The sequence below is a fragment of the Brevibacillus reuszeri genome (assembly GCF_001187725.1).
Taxonomy (GTDB): Bacteria; Bacillota; Bacilli; order Brevibacillales; family Brevibacillaceae; genus Brevibacillus; species Brevibacillus reuszeri.
In genome coordinates this window covers 1,383,450-1,400,859 of sequence record NZ_LGIQ01000009.1, presented here as the reverse complement: position 1 = coordinate 1,400,859, position 17,410 = coordinate 1,383,450, and the positions used below count along the sequence as shown (strand labels likewise).

General features: G+C 47.2%; 20 protein-coding genes. 11 read left to right on the top strand and 9 right to left on the bottom strand.

Annotated features, from left to right (window positions below):
• Positions 1-13: 13 nt before the first annotated feature.
• From ADS79_RS21010 to ADS79_RS21000, 3 genes are read right to left on the bottom strand one after another with little or no spacing between them, the layout of a single operon-like run.
• Entirely contained in the window at positions 14-820 is an 807-nt protein-coding gene (locus ADS79_RS21010) for an ABC transporter permease (protein ID WP_049740326.1), read from the bottom strand.
• Positions 801-1,604 carry an ABC transporter ATP-binding protein gene (locus ADS79_RS21005; RefSeq protein ID WP_049740325.1) on the bottom strand — a complete coding sequence of 268 codons (804 nt, stop codon included), beginning with the start codon at positions 1,602-1,604 and terminating at the stop codon, positions 801-803. Before ADS79_RS21005 ends, ADS79_RS21010 begins: the two co-directional genes overlap by 20 nt.
• A 3-nt stretch (positions 1,605-1,607) precedes the next feature.
• Positions 1,608-2,600: an ABC transporter substrate-binding protein gene (locus ADS79_RS21000; RefSeq protein ID WP_049740324.1), complete on the bottom strand. Its 993-nt coding sequence runs from the start codon at positions 2,598-2,600 to the stop codon at positions 1,608-1,610.
• Between the two features lie 132 nt (positions 2,601-2,732).
• Here ADS79_RS21000 and rnz point away from each other — a divergent pair, with 132 nt between their 5' ends.
• The 4 genes from rnz (at position 2,733) to ADS79_RS34555 (ending at position 4,883) form a co-directional block, all read left to right on the top strand.
• The gene (gene rnz, locus ADS79_RS20995; protein WP_049740323.1) at positions 2,733-3,692 is read left to right on the top strand and encodes a ribonuclease Z; all 960 of its coding nucleotides are present in this window, start codon (positions 2,733-2,735) and stop codon (positions 3,690-3,692) included.
• Positions 3,693-3,735: 43 nt separating this feature from the next.
• On the top strand, positions 3,736-3,960 hold the full coding sequence (locus ADS79_RS20990) for a hypothetical protein (RefSeq protein ID WP_049740322.1): 225 nt from the start codon (positions 3,736-3,738) through the stop codon (positions 3,958-3,960).
• A 92-nt stretch (positions 3,961-4,052) separates the two neighbouring features.
• Positions 4,053-4,664, top strand: coding sequence for a YczE/YyaS/YitT family protein (locus tag ADS79_RS20985; protein ID WP_049741088.1), 612 nt, complete (start codon positions 4,053-4,055; stop codon positions 4,662-4,664).
• Between the two features lie 123 nt (positions 4,665-4,787).
• On the top strand, positions 4,788-4,883 hold the full coding sequence (locus tag ADS79_RS34555; protein ID WP_141260806.1) for a sporulation protein YjcZ: 96 nt from the start codon (positions 4,788-4,790) through the stop codon (positions 4,881-4,883).
• A 69-nt stretch (positions 4,884-4,952) separates the two neighbouring features.
• On the opposite strand, the gene ADS79_RS20980 is transcribed toward ADS79_RS34555, so the two are convergent.
• A complete protein-coding gene (locus ADS79_RS20980; protein WP_049740321.1) occupies positions 4,953-5,204 on the bottom strand; it encodes a stage VI sporulation protein F in 252 nt (83 codons plus the stop codon).
• Between the two features lie 187 nt (positions 5,205-5,391).
• On the opposite strand from ADS79_RS20980, the gene ADS79_RS20975 reads away from it, so the two are divergent.
• On the top strand, positions 5,392-6,315 hold the full coding sequence (locus ADS79_RS20975) for a S8 family peptidase (RefSeq protein WP_049740320.1): 924 nt from the start codon (positions 5,392-5,394) through the stop codon (positions 6,313-6,315).
• A gap of 86 nt (positions 6,316-6,401) precedes the next feature.
• On the opposite strand, the gene ADS79_RS20970 is transcribed toward ADS79_RS20975, so the two are convergent.
• Positions 6,402-6,728 carry a hypothetical protein gene (locus tag ADS79_RS20970; RefSeq protein WP_049740319.1) on the bottom strand — a complete coding sequence of 109 codons (327 nt, stop codon included), beginning with the start codon at positions 6,726-6,728 and terminating at the stop codon, positions 6,402-6,404.
• Positions 6,729-6,800: 72 nt separating this feature from the next.
• Here ADS79_RS20970 and ADS79_RS20965 point away from each other — a divergent pair, with 72 nt between their 5' ends.
• Both ADS79_RS20965 and ADS79_RS20960 read left to right on the top strand, forming a co-directional pair.
• Positions 6,801-7,247: a DUF188 domain-containing protein gene (locus ADS79_RS20965; protein ID WP_049740318.1), complete on the top strand. Its 447-nt coding sequence runs from the start codon at positions 6,801-6,803 to the stop codon at positions 7,245-7,247.
• Position 7,248: 1 nt separating this feature from the next.
• Positions 7,249-7,917, top strand: a complete 669-nt coding sequence (locus ADS79_RS20960) for a phosphatase PAP2 family protein (protein WP_049740317.1) — start codon at positions 7,249-7,251, stop codon at positions 7,915-7,917.
• Between the two features lie 3 nt (positions 7,918-7,920).
• Here the strand turns inward: ADS79_RS20960 and ADS79_RS20955 are convergent, their stop codons facing one another.
• Entirely contained in the window at positions 7,921-8,802 is an 882-nt protein-coding gene (locus ADS79_RS20955) for a LysR family transcriptional regulator (protein ID WP_049740316.1), read from the bottom strand.
• 136 nt (positions 8,803-8,938) lie between these two features.
• On the opposite strand from ADS79_RS20955, the gene ADS79_RS20950 reads away from it, so the two are divergent.
• Positions 8,939-10,156, top strand: coding sequence for an MFS transporter (locus ADS79_RS20950; RefSeq protein WP_049740315.1), 1,218 nt, complete (start codon positions 8,939-8,941; stop codon positions 10,154-10,156).
• 456 nt (positions 10,157-10,612) lie between these two features.
• Here the strand turns inward: ADS79_RS20950 and ADS79_RS20945 are convergent, their stop codons facing one another.
• Together ADS79_RS20945 and ADS79_RS20940 are read right to left on the bottom strand one after the other, a co-directional pair.
• Positions 10,613-12,004 carry an amino acid permease gene (locus ADS79_RS20945; protein WP_049740314.1) on the bottom strand — a complete coding sequence of 464 codons (1,392 nt, stop codon included), beginning with the start codon at positions 12,002-12,004 and terminating at the stop codon, positions 10,613-10,615.
• 214 nt (positions 12,005-12,218) lie between these two features.
• Positions 12,219-13,616, bottom strand: a complete 1,398-nt coding sequence (locus ADS79_RS20940) for a sigma-54 interaction domain-containing protein (protein WP_049740313.1) — start codon at positions 13,614-13,616, stop codon at positions 12,219-12,221.
• Between the two features lie 220 nt (positions 13,617-13,836).
• On the opposite strand from ADS79_RS20940, the gene ADS79_RS20935 reads away from it, so the two are divergent.
• Both ADS79_RS20935 and sda read left to right on the top strand, forming a co-directional pair.
• Positions 13,837-15,027 carry an ornithine--oxo-acid transaminase gene (locus ADS79_RS20935; RefSeq protein WP_049740312.1) on the top strand — a complete coding sequence of 397 codons (1,191 nt, stop codon included), beginning with the start codon at positions 13,837-13,839 and terminating at the stop codon, positions 15,025-15,027.
• 274 nt (positions 15,028-15,301) lie between these two features.
• The gene (gene sda / locus ADS79_RS20930) at positions 15,302-15,439 is read left to right on the top strand and encodes a sporulation histidine kinase inhibitor Sda (protein WP_049740311.1); all 138 of its coding nucleotides are present in this window, start codon (positions 15,302-15,304) and stop codon (positions 15,437-15,439) included.
• 84 nt (positions 15,440-15,523) lie between these two features.
• On the opposite strand, the gene ADS79_RS20925 is transcribed toward sda, so the two are convergent.
• Positions 15,524-16,030 carry a molybdopterin-binding protein gene (locus ADS79_RS20925; protein ID WP_049740310.1) on the bottom strand — a complete coding sequence of 169 codons (507 nt, stop codon included), beginning with the start codon at positions 16,028-16,030 and terminating at the stop codon, positions 15,524-15,526.
• A gap of 144 nt (positions 16,031-16,174) precedes the next feature.
• Here ADS79_RS20925 and ADS79_RS20920 point away from each other — a divergent pair, with 144 nt between their 5' ends.
• Complete coding sequence (locus ADS79_RS20920) at positions 16,175-17,347, top strand: MalY/PatB family protein (protein ID WP_049740309.1); 1,173 nt, start codon at positions 16,175-16,177, stop codon at positions 17,345-17,347.
• Positions 17,348-17,410: the final 63 nt, after the last annotated feature.

Here is a 17,410-nt window from a genome sequence, read left to right as displayed (position 1 = left end):
TTGGTCAAACCATTTATTTAAACTGGCTGGTGAGCCGCCGTTCCAAGAAAGCGACACCTTGGTACATCAGGGTCGCAACGACTGCGATGATAGCGAGGCTCATCATGACCAGGGTAAAATTAAAGACCTGGAATCCGTAAATGATCAAGTATCCGAGACCTTGCTCCGAAACGAGAAATTCTCCGACAATAACACCAACCCAGGAGAGACCGACATTTACCTTCAAGGTGGCAAGAATCGTGGGAATCGTAGCCGGCAGAATCACCAAGGTAAAGATTTGCCGCTTGTTGCCGCCCAGTGTTTGAACGACCTTTACATAATTTTGATTGACTTCTTTAAAGCTGCTGTAGATGTTGATCGTGGTGATGATGACCGATATGGCACAGCCCATGGCAATGACGGAAAAGAGTCCGGGTCCAAAGCTGACGATGAACACCGGCCCGAGTGCCACCTTAGGCATACTGTTGGCGATGACTAAATAAGGCTCGAGTACGCGCGATAGAAAAGGGGACCACCAGATAATCGCTGCGAGAACGGTACCGAGAATCGTTCCGAGCAAAAAGCCGATGATTGTCTCCCAAACGGTCATACCAATATGGGGGAGAAGACTGCCATCGAGTAACTGCGCCCAGAATTGAGCCCAAATTTTTGAGGGGTAGCTGAAAATAAGGATGTTGATCGTATTCGTACGAGCTAAAAGCTCCCAGAGTCCAAGAAACAAGAGGAACAAAATGCCCTGTGTCGTAAGTACCCACATGCGTGTTTTGTGTACCTCTTTTACATAACGTCGATGGACCGATTCAAGTTCCTTTGGCTGCATCAGATACTACCTCCATCTCTTTCCACACGCGATGGAACAGGTCTTGGAAGCCTTCTTGATTCCGTGCGTCAAATGGAAGGGTATCTCGAATCGAGGGGGGAACAATGATTTCGTTGTTGATCCGACCCGGGTTCCGAGAAAGAATGTAGATACGATCACCCATCGCTATCGATTCAGAGAGGTCATGAGTGACCAAAACAGCGGTTTTCTTATGACGGCGCAAGGTAGAGAAAATCAAGTCCTCGAGCTTTAGCTTTGTCTGGTAATCCAAAGCGGAGAAAGGTTCATCCAGGAGGAGTACATCCGGCTGACAGGCGAGGGTTCGAACGAGAGCAACCCGTTGCCGCATGCCTCCTGAAAGCTGCATCGGAGAGGACTTGCGCACGTCTGCCAGCTCCATTTCATCAAGCAGATGCAGGGCGTAGTCTTCTGTTTCTTTGCTCCGGATACCTTGTATATCTAAACCGAGGAAGACGTTGTCCTCGATTGTACGCCAGTTGAACAAATAGTCTTGCTGCAGCATGTAACCGACCTGGCGGGACGTACCTGAGACAACATGGCCATCAATCATGACTTTGCCAGCTGTGGGCTTCTCAAGGCCAGCAATCAGGGAGAGGAGTGTCGTTTTTCCGCAACCACTGGGACCAACCAAACAGATGAATTCGCCTTCCTCCACGCGCAGGTTAATGTCTTTGACCGCCATGAATGCCCTGGTCGTGGATAAGTAGAGATGGGTCACGTGGCCGAGCTCGATCTTGGCCGGCGTAGAAGGAAACTGGTTCATAGTTTATTTCCCTTCCTTGGCTGTTTTGGCGAAGGTGGTATTGACCAGCTTGGTATAATCTGCGCGCTGCTTGAGCTCTCCTGCTTTATCCATGATGTCTTGCAATTGGTTCCATTCCGTTTCGTCCAAAATCGGATCAGTAGAATAGGAACCTTGTTCCAGGTAACGTTTTACGGCACTCTCCAAAATTTCGGGCTTGATTTGATCAAAGTATTTGCTGATGACCTCAGCTGTTTCCTTTGCCGAGTGGCTGGCAACCCACTGTTGCCCTTTGTAGACGGCATTGGTAAACTTTTGGATAGCGGCGGAATTGCTGTCCAAATAGCTTTGCTTCGTCATGTACACCGTGTAGGGCACCGTACCGCTTTCTTTTCCAAACGAAGCGACGACGTGGCCGATTCCTTCCTGTTCAAAGCGCGAAGCCTCAGGCTCGAACAATTGGACGTATTCGCCGGTTCCGGAGGCGAAAGAAGCTGCAATATTTTTGAATTCGATATTTTGAATGAGGGTAAGGTCGCTTTGTGGATTGATATTATGCTTTTTCAGCACGTACTCTCCGACCATTTGTGGCATGCCGCCTTTTCGCTGACCGAGGAAAACACTGCCCTTCACTTGATCGAACGAGAAATTATCTATTTTTTTCCGTGCGACAAGAAAGGTGCCATCTGTTTGTGTCAACTGCGCGAAGTTAATGACGGGGTCTGCTGCACCTTGCTGGGATACATAAATACTTGTTTCCGAACCGACCAAGGCTACCTCAATCCCTCCGGATAAAAGGGCAGACATGACCTTGTCGCCACCTGGGATTGTAGAGAGCTCAACATCAATCCCCTCTTCCTTGAAAAAGCCTTTTTCAAGTGCCACATATTGTGGGGCGTAAAAAAGCGAGCGAGTCACTTCGCCTATTCTGATTTTTTCAGGTGTGCTGGAGCATCCGGTCAGGATCGCCATCACAGCTAGGCCGGTGGCTAGCCCCAGCGAAAGAAGTCGTTTCATATTTTTATTTCCCTCCTCCATGACTGGTGTCTGTTGTAAGCTATGCGCCCAGACAAAAAAGGGTGAATGCCTAGAGTGATGAACAGGCACCCGACTGTTGCAGGAGGTCGTAATGAAGGAGATGTATGTTTCGTGATCGTAACATTTTTAGGAACTGGATCAGGAGCACCTACGACGCGGCGCAATGTAAGCGGAATCGGGCTTCGTTTTTTGCAGGCAGGAAAATGGTGGCTTTTTGATTGTGGAGAAGGCACCCAGCATCAATTGCTCCGTGCACCGATGAAAATTAGCCAGCTGGAGAAAATTTTCATCACGCATCTGCACGGTGATCATCTCTATGGATTGATCGGACTATTGGCGAGCAGATCGCTTCGCAATGGGGAAGCCTCCACCCTGGAGCTATATGGCCCACCGGGATTGGACCGTTATTTTCGGGCCGTGATGGATACGAGCCCGGTTCACCTGCAATACCCGCTGCAGCTGCATATTGTCAGTGAAGGCGTTGTCTATGAGGATGAGGATGTGATTGTGACATGCCGACTAGCCAATCATCGTGTAGCTTCCTATGCGTACGCCGTCGAAGAAAAAGAAAAGCCAGGTGCATTCCGTGTGGATTTGGCTAAAGCGGCAGGTGTACCGTCTGGACCGTTGTACGGAGCCCTCAAGAGAGGCGAGCAGGTCACGCTTGAAGATGGGCTTGTGCTGGATGGAAAGGATTTTGTAGGAGAGTCCCAGCCAGGACGGAAAATCGTTTTTAGTGGGGACACCATGCCATGTCAGTCTGTATTGGAGCTGGCAGGAAATGCCGATTTATTGGTGCATGAAGCGACATATGCGGATAAAGACAAGGAATTGGCAGTGCGCAGCGGCCATTCCACAGCAAAGGAAGCAGCAGAGCTCGCGAAAAAGGCAGGAATCAACCAGCTTTGCCTCACTCACTTTAGCCCTCGCTATGAAGATGAGGAAGGAGATTTCACGATGGAGGATCTGCTCGCTGAGGCGCAAAAAATATTCCCTTGTACGCTGCTCGCAGAGGATTTGGGTGACGTACCCGTTAAGCGTGTGCGAAAATCGGTGGGAGGAATAGGGTAAGCCTGTTATAATGAATGATCATCACCAAGGAAAGAGGGGAAATATGAAACGGGTTACCTTTTCGACGCCAGAAGAGCTGGTTACACACTGTGAAAATGAAGAAGTTAGCTTGGTAATTGAATACCGGGACGATGATAATAAACAACGCCAGGTCATTTTGGCGGGTGATCACTTACAAGAAGCAGCAAGCTATTTGAGTCGTCCCAAGCCTGAGGCCTATTACCGAAAGGACGGCATTTTTTTCGAAGTAGTAGCTGGGTGGAAGTAAACGGTTGATACAAAGAGAGCATTACGGGAGAGGAAAGGTGAAAGGCAGTGTCCGGTATTCGGATTCGCAGATCACTCGTGGTTCGCTACTTCATGTTTATTTTGGGGCTGTTCATTGGTGCCTTTGGCTGTGTTCTCGCCATCAAAGCAAATCTGGGTGTAGCGCCGTGGGATACGTTCCACATTGGTCTGCAAAAAACGTTTGGACTGACGATCGGGATTTGGTCGCAAATCGTGGGAGTTATCGTTATTTTATCTTCATATGTCGTTGCAAAAATCAAACCGACGTTTGGTATGTTTTTAAACATGATCTGTTTCGGCAGTTTTCTTGATTTGATTCTTTGGTGGAACCTGGTCCCGGAGCCCGGGTCGATCTGGACGCGTCTGATTATGTTTTTAATCGGTGTGGTGGTGATGACCATCGGGATCGGAATGTATTTGTCACCGAGGCTTGGCGCTGGACCGCGAGACAGCTTTATGCTTGCGATGAACGAGCGTTTAGGCTGGAGCATCCAAAAAGTGCGTTTGATCATTGAAATTACCGTCTTGCTTGCCGGGGCTGCACTTGGCGGTCCTGTTTCGATTGGAACGGTCCTGATTGCGATTTTGACCGGCCCATTGATTCAAAGAACGATTCCTTTTTGGCAAATGGTCATGAAAAAACAATATGATTTGATCGAACCCGTAGAAAGGCAGGCAGGATAAGACTTTTCTTCGGTCAGCAAGTAGTAAATATCCCAATCTAGGTGCTTGATGGGCGATGGTCCAATCATGAATGGCTATTCGCACATACAGTATGACTAGTTGCTGACAAAGGAGGGAAAGCGAATGAGTAGCATGTTTAACGGATTTGGATTTGACGATTTTTCTTTGGTACTGGTGTTATTCGTTTTATTGACGATTGTTGCATGCTCTTGCGATTAAACAAATATCGTTCGTTCTTGGTTTAGCAATAGCAAAAGGGAGAGCAGATGCTCTCCCTTTTGTATTTTCTTACCCCAGCTTCTCGTGTACTTGCTTTTTGACACTGGAGATTTGCTTGTCGGATAATTTGATTCCGACAGCCTTGCTCACTTTTTTAATCAGGTCTTTCAGTTTTTTATCATCCTTCAAATCCTTTTTCGAATATCCTTTTGCCAGTGATTTAATATCATTCATGCTCCATTTCTTTTTGCTTTTCTTATTGATCTTTTTCAACAGCGCACTTGTCTTGCCTTTGCCTTTGCTCTTTTTCTTCTTTGCCATGGTCGATCGCTCCCATCCTGTGAAATACGCCTGCCCTAAGCAGTTATATGGGATTGTGGCGTTATTCGCTTGGACAGATGGCGACGGTAATACGCCTATTTTGGGGAGCGTGTGTGTTTGCCCAAACCCACCAAGGGGCAACGAACATAGGATGAGGCAGAGCATTGCAAGACAGGAGGCTAGTGAATTGAAAATAATCAGCTTTCACAAAGATATGCCATTTCAAGAGATTTTAACCGAATTAACATCAACTGTTATGGGGAAAGCAGAGAAGCTTCCCTGGCGCTGTTTCCATGATTTATCCTGCATGTGCGTCAATGAGAATGTATATGAACGTCATTATAAGCATTTTAGCAAGTATCAGGCGACCATCGAGGAAAATGTAACGATCAGTGTACATGCAGAAGGCGAGGATGAGGTGCCGTGGGGCGTCAAGTATGTGGGGGCCCAAAAGCTTTGGCGCAAAAGCCGTGGAGCAGGCGTGAAAATTGGGGTCATTGATACGGGAATCTCACGGGAGCATTTTGACTTGAGGGATCAGATCAAAGGCGGAGTGGACCTTGTACGTGGTAGACAAAATGGGCACGGTACACATGTGGCGGGGATCATCGTTGCTGAATTAAATCACAGGGGGATTGTTGGCGTTTCCCCAGAAGCAGAGTTGTACGATGTGCGAGCGTTCAGTGAATCCGGGAAATCCTCGTTATCTACGATATTGCGGGCGGTCGACTGGTCAGTGGAAAACAGGATGGACATTGTTAATATGAGCTTTGGGATGCCCCAATATAGCGAGTCGTTGGCGAGAGCGGTGGATAGGGCAAGTAATCACGGTGTTGTGATGGTCGCATCTGCCGGCAACAATGGAGGAGAGGTAGAGTATCCAGCCCGCTATAAAAACGTGGTTGGTGTCAGTGCTATTGACCAAAAAGGAAAACTGGCATCCTTCAGCGCTCGTGGAGCGGGGGCAAATACAAAGGCTCCAGGAGTAGAAATCTTGTCTACGTGGCCGGGGAATCAGTTTAAGCAGTTAAACGGCACGTCGATGGCAGCACCGCATGTTACAGGCTTAATGGCATTGGAATTATCACGAAAACGGAAATCTTCTGTTTAGCGGTTATGCCGCGAATAGACACGAAAGCCCCGGGAAACTAATCCAGGGGCTTTTTTGCTTACGAAATCGTATGTGGGGTCACCTTGTCATTGATGTACTTTCGTTTCGTGGTCTTGCTGGACTCGGAACCATATATTAAGATCATTAATGACGCTGGCCAATTCGTGAATTTCACTGTTCAATTCACAAGAACGAGTAAAATTCTCCTCTTCTGACATTTGTGTGGTTTTAGCGATTATGATGGTTTCCACACGTAGGATTTGGTCAGGGATCGTTGCTCGGATTTCTTCCCACTCCAGCAAAATGTCCGCTCTTTCTGTGGAAGAATATTCTTCCCACTCCAGATTTAACGCAGGAAGGCGAATGCCCAGTCGTTCATCTCGTACAAACTGATAGCGCAAAGGTAAGTTCACTCCTCTCCATCTCCATCATACCAAAAATGGAGCACAACAGGGAGAGAAAAAGCGCGCGAAAGGTGGAAAACAATGAAGAAGAAGCGCGTGCTAATTGATGCGGATGCCTGTCCGCGTCAAGCACTCATCATTGCACAGACATTATGCAGGGAGCGTGGGTGGGAGTGTGTGACATTCGCCAGCTACAATCATCAAATAGGCTCGGACAATCATGTTACGGTAGATTCTGGTCCACAAGCCGTCGATATGAAGCTGGCCAACGAAACGAGGGCTGGTGATATCGTCGTCACCCAGGATATCGGGCTTGCTGCATTGATTCTGGGAAAAAAAGGAATGGCACTCACGCCTCATGGAATGATTTTTGACCCGGAGCGAATCACATTTCATCTAGAGGAACGTAATGAAAAAGCCCGTTATCGACGAGGCGGCGGACGCACGCGAGGACCGGCTGCGAGGACGAGAGAGGATGATGAACGGTTTGCTCATTCGCTGCAATTTGTAATGGAGAGAGGGAAGTAGGATGCGAGCGAGAAAAAAAGAAACGGGTTTGATCGCATGGGCTTTTCTGTTTGCGATTTTTTCGGCAGTCATGCTCATTATGTATACGAGGAATGCGGTGTCAGGGATGGATGAGGCAGCCTTTGCATTTGTTTCGGCTATTCGCTCTGACGGCTTTACTTCGTTTTTTCAATTCCTGACCCATTTTGGCGGTGGCATGATTCTGGCTCCGCTTGGTGTTGTGCTGGTCATTGCTTTTTACATAAAAGGACATCGGGAAAAAGCAGTTCTTGTGATTTTGACTCTTGGGGTATGTGAGATTGCCAATGAAGCGATGAAGCTAATTTTCGCCAGGACCCGTCCAGACGTTTTTCATTTGATTGATTTGCCTACCTCGTTCTCCTTCCCCAGCGGTCATGCGATGGTCGGCTCAGCTTTTTATCTCATGCTTGCCTATTTGCTCAGTCGCTGGGGACGGGAAAAGCACTGGTCACGATACGTGGTGCCTTTTACGCTGCTTTTTATTATTCTGATTGCTGGCAGTCGCGTTTATCTCGGCGTCCATTTTTTCAGTGATATCGTGACAGGGTTTGCGCTTTCGATGTTTTGGTATTTTGCGGTGCGGATTGGCTTTGAAAGATGGGAGGGGAGAAGAGAGGCCTTCTCCGACCCCTTACAGCAGTCCCCTTAGCGGCTAAGTAGAGAATCCCCATTCCTTCATCAGACCCAGCCACTTTTCTACGCTGGGCTTGTTTTTTTTGTCTTTTGGCAAAACGATATACGCGGAGCGCTTTGGCGGCTTGTTTCCTGTAAGGATGAGCTCCTTTAAGGTTCCTGCCGCGAGATCGGCTTTGACAGCAGAGCGTGTCAACAAGCTGACACCTACGCCTTCCTTGATTAAATCGATGGCTAGCTCTGCCTTGTCTACGGTCAGCTTCGGTACATAGTTGCGCGGCAGGGTCTGTCTGATCCATTCGTTAAAAGGAGGCCCCCAGTTCATGTAGAGAAGCGGCAAATTACGCAGCTCACGCGAATCCACGTGTGTTGCGGAAGTAATCGAATTGTCCGGAGCACAGACTAATACAACCTCATCCTCCCAGGTGGGAATGACCTCAAACGTGGGGAGCGACGGTGGCACATAAACAATCCCGATTTGAATGACGTTGTCCAATAAATACTGGATCACGTCTGAGGAATGTCCGGTTTTGGTACTAATCGCAATTTGTGGGTAACGGTAGTGATACTCTTTTAAGATCGGCTCTAGGGTGGAGGTCCAAATGGCGTTGAGGCTGCCGATTGACAGGTAATCTTCATAGGGCTGCAGGGAAGCCACTTCATTCAGTGCTTCGTGGGAAAGCTTGAGGATTCTTTCAGCGTAGGGCAAAAGCGTCAGTCCTGCTTGTGTGATCTCTACGCTTCGTTTGTCCCGAATGAAAAGAGGTTTTCCTACTTTTTCTTCCAGTTGTTTTATGCGCATAGTCACAGTAGACTGAACCAAATGGAGCATTTCCGCTGCTTTGGTGAAATTCTTTGTCTGGGCCAGCGTGTAAAAAGCGCGCAATTGTTCGAAGTCCATATGGTCAGAATCCCTCTTATCTAAATATTTGATTACAATATACAAAATTGTTCGTTTCTCAAATTATACCCTGTTCTTTAAGCTGGGGATATCCCTATTTCCTATAGGGGTATTGGGAGAGCGAGGGGTATTCACGATGAAACGGGAAATATGGAGAGAAACGCCGTTTTCAGTAAAACTGCTGTTGACAACATCCTTTTTAATGAACTTAGGATTTTATGCGTTGATCCCGTATCTCACTTTGTATTTGACTGGCAGCATCGGCTGGACGCTAGCCATGGCTGGATTTGTTTTAAGTGTGCGACAATTTTCCCAGCAGGGCTTTGCTTTCTTGGGCGGAGTCATGGCTGATGTTTTTGGATATAAAGGTGCGATGGTCCTGGGTATGGGGATTCGTGCCATCGGCTTTGCCATGTTTGCTTTCTGCACAGAGACGTGGCATTTTTTTGTTGCTGCTATTTTGTCAGGCTTGGGGGGCGCACTTTTTGACCCGGCTGGATCAGCGGCTTTTGCGGTTTTGACTCCTGATACGATTCGCAAGGAAGTATTTGCGTTTCGAAATGTACTGATGAATATTGCCGTCGTAGGCTCCCAAATTGTCGGGACTGCCTTATCTGCCGTTGATTTTACGTACTTGTCACTTTTTGCGGGTGGAATGTTTGCCGTCAATGCCATCCTTTCCTTTTTGCTGCTGCCACCGATTGCAGCCACGAACACGCGACATAGTGTGTGGGAGAGCATGTCTATTGTCCTAAAGGACAGGCGCTTCGTGCGCTTTACGCTCATTCTGATGGGCTATTATTACCTGAACATGCAGGTTTTCTTGACAATTCCGATGCTCGTAGAGGATGTAACCCATAACAAAGCGTATGTAGGGATTGTCCTGTCAGCACTATCCCTGTTTGTCATTCTGTTTCAAATGAAAGTCACCCAGTGGCTCGAAGGCTACCAGCAACGGCTGACCTTGATCGGAATTGGGACACTCGTGATGAGCATGGGATTGTTTCTCTTCACCTTTGCCGACTCACTGTGGTTGCTGTTGATTGACGTTTTCCTGTACGCGCTTGGCACAATGATTGCGGTACCGAATCTCGTTGATGTCGTTCCGCGATTTGCTCCCAAAGAGCTAGTGGGTGCCTATTACGGCTTTAATGGTTATTCGATTGCGATCGGAGGTTCACTCGGACAGGTTGCAGGAGGTTGGGTCTATGACATCGGCTTCAAGCTCCAGACGCCATGGCTGCCTTGGACAATCTGTCTTGTGGTCGGACTTTTGGTGGCGTGGATGCTGTATCAGATGGAGCGCGATACCGGGCAGATTGGAAATGACTATCCGAAAATTGCCCGTTCATAAATTTGCCAACAAAAAATTTGGGCGTGAATTGAAACATTTTCCATGGGTGGTACGTATATATCGGTAGAGATGACTGGTGTATGAAAGAGAGGGAATAAGACATGGAAGATATGAAGAAGCTAAAACGGATGTTACTGGTAACAAGTTCCCTTGGATTCGCTGTATTTGCGATGGTAGTGATTACAGAAATTGTACGCATTTCCTTGTAGCACAGGCGACTAACCGAATAGCACATAAGAACACTCTATCGAGGCTTATTCAAGGAGGAGCAACCGCGTTTAGCGGAAAGTTTCACCGAATTTTTGCTGGGAGCGGACTCTGAGGTACTCTGCCACGCGCTCCAGAATTCATAAGCATCTCGCTTATCATTTCTTATACGTTAAAAAAGCTTGCAGCTTCTTATGAAGAGCTGCAAGCTTTTCTTTTGGTACCAAAGTTCATGTTTAAGAGCGGGATTTAGCTCGTAGGCTCCAGTTTCTTTTTGAAATGAAGCTGGTATATGATGACTGCAACAATCATGAACGGGACGCCGCAGTACAAGGCAATTCGTTGTTCTGGGTCAAATGCCAGGCTAACCAAAACGACCAGGTTCAGTAGTAAGGAGATCATCGGAACGACCGGATAGAACGGAGTACGGAATTTGAGATCTTCCACTTTCCCTCCATTTTTCAAGAAATGACGACGAAACGCGAGCTGGGACGCAGAAATCGAAATCCAGCCGATTTGGGCACCCAAGCCTGCGATAGACAACAGAACCATAAAGACGGTGTTCTCAGCGAAAAAACCGGAGAGCAGAGACAAGAGAGCGATCATAAATGTTATATAGAGCGCATTCATTGGAATTCCTTTGCGATTTACGGCGCCGAGCTTTTTCGAAGCCATTCCGTCATTGGAGAGGGAGTAGAGCATCCGCGTAGCTGCGTACAATCCAGAGTTTGCTACGGACAAAAGAGCTGTCAAAATAACAAAGTTCATGATGTCCGCTGCATAAGGGATCCCGATACTATCAAAAACGACAACAAAAGGGCTTTCAACGACACCAGCTTGCTGGTAAGGAATCATTCCGGCCAGAATGAATACCGCGAGAATGAAGAAAACAAGGGTGCGCCAAACAGTATTGCGAATTGATTTTGGAATTGTTTTTTCAGGCTCTTTACTTTCCCCTGCGGCAATCCCGATCAGCTCAGTCCCGGTAAAGGCGAAATTGACGGTAATCATGGTCATTAATAAACCCGTAATGCCATGAGGAAGCAAAGGGCTATTCGTGTAATTGCTGAGCATAGGGGCAGGCTGGCCATTTTTCAAATCGATCAGACCAAACATAGCCGCACCGCCTAAAATGATAAACAAGATGATAGCGCTTACTTTAATGCTAGAAAACCAGAACTCAGATTCAGCAAAAGCGCGAGCTGATAACGCATTCAATACAAACAACACGATGCCAAAGATCGCGCACCACATCCATACGGGAGAATCAGGGAACCAGCGCTGCATCAACAGTCCGGAGGATAAAAGCTCAAGAGCAACAGTTACCGCCCAACCAAACCAGTAAAGCCATCCTACACCGAAGCCAAGGGAAGGGCTTACAAAACGAGTCATGTAGGTTTGAAATGAACCGGATACGGGCATTGCTACCGTCAGCTCGCCCAGGCAAAGCATGGTCAGATACATAATAAAGCCACCAACGAGAAAAGACAGAATGGTACCAATAGGTCCAGCCTGACTGATCGTATAGCCAGAACCGAGGAATAAGCCGGTTCCAATAACCCCTCCGAGGGAAATCATGAAGAGATGTCTACTGCTCATGCTGCGTTTTAGTTCATTTTGTTGTTCATGGCTTGTGATCATTTAACCCTCTCCTAACACGAAAAATATAGCACGTGTGAATACGTTTTCAAGCGTGATATATGCATAGCAAGAATGATACCAAAAGGAAGAGATAGAAGAAATCTGGCACAGAGTAGAAATTTATGGATGGAGTGCAAAAATATTTTTCGTTTTTGTGCAAAATAATTAAAAAAACGCCAAAAAATTTGGCGTTTCGTGAAAAGTTTTTGAAGTTTTATCCCTTGATACCCAGTTTTCTTAGCCGGTATTGAAGACTTTGTCGACTGATCTGCAGCTCTTTGGCGGCACGTGAAATATTACCATTATAGCGGTCCACAACATGGTGAATGTATGCTGTTTCAAATTCCTGCATCGTTTCCTTCAATGAGCGACCATCCTCCGTGAAAGAAAGCACGGAAGGCTGCTGCTGTACGGGAACGACAACACTCGCTGGCGTGCGGCGCAAAAAGTGAAGCGGCAGGTGATCGTAGCGGATCGTTGTTTCATCGATCATTAAATTCATTGCGCCCTCGATTAAATGCTGCAGCTCACGTACATTTCCTGGCCAATCATGCTCCCAGAAAAATTGCAGGACATCTTCGCTGACTGAGGTTACTTCCATCTGAAACAGCTCGTTGTACTTTTCAATAAAGTGGGAAGTAAGTATCGGAATGTCTTCCTTGCGTTCCCGAAGAGGTGGCAAAAACAATGTCACAACACCTAAGCGATAATAGAGATCTTTCCGCAGATGCTGATTGGCAATCGCCTCCACAGGATCTTCATTGATGGCGGCCACGATTCGAACATCGATGGAACGGTCTTTGGTGTCGCCGATGCGGCGAATGGACTTCTCTTGCAAGGCACGCAACAATTTTGCCTGTAGTGGCATACTAAGCGAGTTGATTTCATCGAGAAAAAGCGTCCCGCCCTCTGCCTGCTCAAATAAGCCTGGCCGCTCTACCGCGCCAGTAAAGGCACCGCGTGCGGTTCCAAACAGCAGCCCCTCGATCAAGCTGTCAGGCAAGGCCGCACAGTTTTGAGAAATAAGTGGTCCGGCTGCCCGCAGACTTGCATTGTGGATGCTTTGTACAAACAGCTCCTTGCCCGCTCCCGTTTCTCCAACCACCAAGACGGAGGAGGAGGTGCGAGCAGCACGTTTGGCATTTTCAATCACATCCAGAATCGGCGTGCTTTTTCCGATGATCTGCTCAAATGTGTACCGGGAACCGTTTTTTTGCAGCAGATTTTCACGAATGAGCCGTTCCATTTTTGTGACGTCATTGGCAATTTCCATGGCACCAACAATCTGCCCGTTTTCTATGATGGGGTAAGTATTATTGATGGTCGTAATTTCTTTTTGCTTATCATTAAAATACGTTTGTCTTGTATTGCGAATACTGTTTCCTGTTCGTAAGCAGGTGAGCAGCGTGCTTTCTTGTCCAGGTGGGAATTGAAATACCTCAGATAATGGCTTGTGCAGGACATCTTGCCTCGCCATGGATTCAAGCTCGGTCATTTTGTGATTGTAAACAATCGTTGTGCCCATCGCGTCAATGACATGCACGCCTTCATTCATTCTGTCCAAAATATGTTCATAGATGCGCAGAAACGTGTCGAGTGTTGAATGGGGCATCGAAGACGACACAGTAATTCACCAGCCTTTCCTCATAAAAATATCATAACACGAATCTATAAGGGTGCAAAATGTTTCTGCACTACACGATTAGGAACTGTTGCATGCAAAAATATTTTGCGTGCATATGGATGAAACTGCGTGGTTTCTATGGGATTTTAGTTTGGCATTGATCTTGCAAAGTAAATATTGGCAAGTGACATTGAAGGAGGACATCCACATGGTAAAAACTCAAGGCGTAATTGAACAAACTGAAAAATTCGGTGCACGCAACTATAATCCGCTCCCGATTGTAATCTCCAAAGCTGAAGGTGTTTGGGTTGAAGATCCAGAGGGCAACAAATACCTCGATATGCTCAGTGCATACTCTGCACTGAACCAAGGTCACCGTCACCCACGTATTATCCAGGCTCTGAAGGATCAAGCGGACAAGGTTACCTTGACTTCCCGTGCGTTTTATAACGACCAATTGGGTGAATTCTACGAAAAACTGTCTGGTCTGACTGGCAAAGAAATGATCCTGCCAATGAACACAGGTGCAGAAGCCGTTGAGACAGCACTGAAAGCCGTTCGCCGTTGGGCTTATGATGTGAAGAAAGTTCCTGAAAATCAAGCGGAAATCATCGTATGTGAAGGCAACTTCCATGGCCGTACGGTAACTGTAACGTCCTTCTCTTCTGATGAAGGCTACAGACGTGGCTTTGGTCCTTTCACACCAGGCTTCAAAATCATTCCTTACGGTGATATCGAAGCATTGAAACAAGCAATCACTCCAAATACAGCAGCATTTATGCTTGAGCCAATCCAAGGGGAAGCGGGCATCCTTATTCCACAGGAAGGTTTCCTGAAACAAGCACAAGAAGTATGTAAGGCAAACAATGTTCTCCTGGTATGCGATGAGATCCAAACCGGATTTGGACGCACAGGTAAAATGTTTGCAAGTGACTGGGAAGGCGTTAAGCCAGATATGTACATCATGGGTAAAGCTCTTGGTGGCGGTGTGTTCCCGATCTCTGCAATCGCAGCGGACAAAGAAATCCTGAGCGTATTCGAACCAGGCTCCCACGGTTCTACTTTTGGTGGAAACCCACTGGGTTGTGCTGTAGCGGTCGCTGCTATGGACGTATTGGCTGATGAAGGTTTGGTTCAACGCTCCCTGGAGATGGGTGAGTACTTCATTGGTAAGCTGAAAGAAATCAAGAACCCAGCGATCAAAGAAATCCGCGGTCGCGGTCTGTTCATCGGTGTGGAACTGACAACAGCAGCTCGTCCTTATTGCGAGAAATTGAAAGAGCTGGGACTGCTTTGCAAAGAAACACATGAAACAACCATCCGTTTTGCGCCACCCCTCGTGATCAGCAAGGAAGATCTTGATTGGGCAATCGAACGCATCAAAAAAGTATTGAGCTAAATCGTACAAGAAAAAGCCGTTCCTGAGGGAATGGCTTTTTTGTATTCAAGCGTATGACAAAGTAATTCCAAAAATCTTTCGACAATATCCGACTCTTTGTGGATAAGACTGGAAGAAAAATCCACATCGTCCCATCTTGCTTTTGATCAGTTACACACAAATTGCCCACAAGTTACTCACAAGATGTCCACATGGCTTGTGGATATCAGAACGGTTGTTCGTTCTCTATGCATCTGCTACAATGGGCTCATAAACAAGATGGAGGTGAGCAAAGGTGAAATACTTGAGCGACCAAATGTTGATAGAAGTATATCATCGAGCTATCGACCTTCAACTAGATTCTGCTTTTATTGACTTGCTCGCAGCAGAATTAAAAGAGCGAGAGATACGCATCGGTCAGGTCAGTGCTTAACTCCACAAATGGATATTTGAAATTTAACATGAAAGCCATCCCTATTCGTAGCGGATGGCTTTTTCTTTGCCCTATTCAATTAGGTTAAGGGGCAGAAATAAATTCCATAGCGATGATTCCGGTCAATGGTTCTTCCTTTGCCAGGAGTGTCTCCGGCAGATAGAAGTATACAGGCCCGTTTTCAGTAATCGGCTTGCCGTTTTTGGAAAATTGCAGGATGGCGCGTCTGACTTCTGCAATCGAAAGGACGATCGCTTCCTGATCCTCACGGTGGAGACGGACATGTGTTGCTTCTGGCAATGGCTGCGCATTCGTAATAAAAGGGTCCAGGCGGATGCCGTATTCGCCTTCCAACACTTTGCGCTCTTCAGCCAGTGTGCGTCGCTCTGACGGCAAGGTTGCTCCTTCACGAAGCTCCTTGTCCCATTGAGTACCCGTTCCTTGCAGATATTTGGCTTGTTTGGACAAATCAGTATCAGTTTCACCCGTATACGAGGAAAGATCAAATTTTCTCTCATCAAAAACCCAGACAGTCGGATCCAAGGTAATAGGGAAAGAGACGGCCCCTTTAAAGACGATAACATCAGACATGAGGCATACCTCCATATGTAAGTAGAGTACCTGCTTTATTGTACCTCAGGGGCAGATATCAGGCAAACAGATCGAGGACTTGTCCAGGAGATGGATAAACGTATATTCTGAAAAGTAGAATACAAAAGAAAGAGGTGAAGTCACGTGAATTATGAATTTGATACATATATCGATCGCATCGGAACAAACAGCGTGAAATGGGAGACGAATCATCCTGATTACAATCAGGAAGGCATGCTGCCTTTATGGGTGGCAGACATGGATTTTGCGTGTCCACCGGAAGTGACGGAAGCTTTGCTCAAACGGGCTACACATCCGATTTATGGCTACCCGATGAAGCAGGCTGCCTTCTATCAGAGCTTGCAGGAATGGATACAGAAGCGATTTGGTGTTGCAGTAGAAACGAGCTGGATGACGGGGATTCCGGGAATCATACCAGGTTTGCATGTAGCGATCGAGGCATTTACCCAGGTGGGCGAGAAGGTTTTGATCCAGTCTCCGGTTTATCATCCTTTCTTTCATGCCGTTACGAATAGAGGGCGTCAGGTCGTTACGAGCTCGCTTGTGAATGACGAAAATCGCTATCAAATCGACTGGGATGACCTGGAGCAAAAATTGAGTGATCCTGCCGTAAAGCTGATGCTGCTCTGCAGTCCGCATAATCCGATTGGGCGAGTGTGGACAAAAGGTGAGCTAGAAAGAGTGGGAGAGCTGTGTACGCGGCAGGGAGTAATTGTGGTCGCAGACGAAATACATGCCGACCTGGTTTACACAAAGGGCAGCCATACTCCTTACTACTCCCTGCCACAGGAGATTTCTCGCAACAGCGTCACTTTTTTAGCGGCGAGCAAGACCTTTAATCTAGCTGGATTATTTACATCCTATCTGATGACAGAGAACAGCCAATTCCTGCGTGATTTTTCCCGTACGGCCTCCAAAATGGGCTATGAAAATCTAAACCTGTTTGGGATGGAAGCGACGATTGCGGCGTATAGACACGGCGAGGCATGGCTGGAGCAGCTCCTCGTCTATCTGAAGGGAAATGCTGAATACCTGCATCAGTATCTGGCAATGAGACTACCAGAGGTTTCGATGGCAGTTCCAGAGGCCACCTATTTGGGCTGGATGGATTTTCGTTCATTGGGTCTGTCTCAGACGGAGCTAAATGAGCTGCTGCGACGGGAGGCCAAGCTGGGCTTGCAAGATGGTGCTATGTTCGGAAGTGAGGGTGCGGGCTTTCAACGCATTAACTTTGGCTGCCCAAGATCGATTCTCGTAGAGGCGATGGAGCGGCTGGAGAGAGTGCTTCGCAAGTGAGATGCCATCATTTGACAGCAGTGCTTTTCATATCTACAATTTACATATGACAACTGTGAATGG